A 1,591-nucleotide genomic window follows, 5' to 3' on the forward strand; every position below is an offset into this window, starting at 1 on the left:
CGACTGTCATGAACAATATCGGCGTGGCTGCCCTGATGCTGCCGGTCGTGATCGAGGTGGCACGACGCACGGAGGTCCCGGCCTCGCGACTGCTGATGCCGATGCTGTTCGGTACGCTGCTCGGCGGCCTGACGACACTGATCGCCACGGCGCCCAACCTGCTGGCCAGCGATGCGCTCGCCTCGCATGGCGAACGCCCCTTCACGCTCTTTGACTTCTTCCCGGTCGGCGCCGGGGCGTTCATCACCGGCACGCTGTTCATCGCCTTCATCGGCCGGCGCTTCCTGCCCGAGCGCGACCCCGGCGGCGAGTCCCAGCACCGCAGCCAGCGCAACCTGCGCGCCCAGTACGGCCTGCAGGAGCGCACCTTCACCATGCGCGTGCCGCATGGTTCGGTGCTGGTCGGCAAAACGCTTGCCCAGTCGCGGATCGGCACCGCGGCCGGACTGATCGTCGTTGCCCTCGAACGCGACGATCAGGTCATCACGCTGCCCTCGCGCAACACCCCCATCGCCGCCGGCGACCGGCTGCTCGTGCAGGGCCGGCTCGACCGCTTCGACGAACTGCGCCGCTGGAGCGGCCTGGCAATCGAGCGCGAAGCCCCGGTGCTGCAGGAACTGCTGGCCGAACGCATCCGCCTGCTCGAGGTGTGCATCGCGGAGGATTCCGCGCTGGTCAAGGACCTGCTCCATCATGGCGACTTCCGCCGCCGCTTCGCCGCCAACGTGGTGGCAATCCGGCGCGGCACGCTGGTCCGGCGCACCAACCTCAATTACGTGCCGCTGCGCGCCGGCGACCACCTGCTGCTCCAGGGCAGCGACGAAGCCCTGTCGGCCATCCGGCCCGGCAGCGACTTCGACAGCGTCGGCGAGATCAGCGAGGTGCAACTCCTCGACAGCTACCGCATGCAGGAGCGGGCCTTCATCGTCCGCGTCCCCGACGACTCCGGCCTCGGCGGCACGACCCTCGCGCGCAGCCGGCTCGGCGATGCCTTCGATTTCCGCCTGCTGGCGATCTTCCGCGAGGGCACGCTGCATGTCATGCCCGAGCCGGACGCGCTGATCCTCGGCGGCGACCTGCTGCTCATCCAGGGCCGCCCCGAAGACCTCGACGTGCTGCGCGGACTGCAGGAGCTGGAGGTCAGCGAACGCGTCGCACCCCAGCTCAACATTTTCGAGTCGGACCGCCTGGCGACGGTCGAGGTGGCGTTGGCACCGAACTCGCCGCTGGCCGGAAAACGCGTGGCCACGATCAACCTGCGCGAGAAATACGGTCTCGAGCTGGTGGCGATCTGGCGTTCCGGCGGCGCCATCCGCACCGACCTCGATGCCCAGGAACTGCACTTCGGCGACGCGCTGCTGCTGCTCGGGCCGCGCGCCAAGCTGGCCCTGCTGCGCGACGACCCGGACCTCATCGTCCTGACACCGCTCGGCCCGGTGGTCGCCAACCGCCAGCGCGCACCGGTGGCCGCGGCGCTGATGCTGCTGGTGGTGGCGCTGGCCTTTTCGGGCTGGCTGCCGATTTCCGTCGCGGCGATCCTTGGCGCGACACTGATGGTGAGCACCGGCTGCCTGACCATGGAGCAGGCCTA

Annotated in this window: 1 protein-coding gene; it reads left to right on the forward strand. The window is 69.5% G+C overall.

All coding sequences use genetic code 11. The annotated features are described in order from the left end of the window. Positions 1-23: 23 nt before the first annotated feature. On the forward strand, positions 24-1,591 hold a 1,568-nt coding region (locus Q0X16_RS12640), incomplete at its 3' end, for an SLC13 family permease (protein ID WP_297835047.1).

Origin of the sequence: Thermomonas sp. (assembly GCF_025993755.1) — a bacterium.
Classification (GTDB): Bacteria; Pseudomonadota; Gammaproteobacteria; order Xanthomonadales; family Xanthomonadaceae; genus Thermomonas.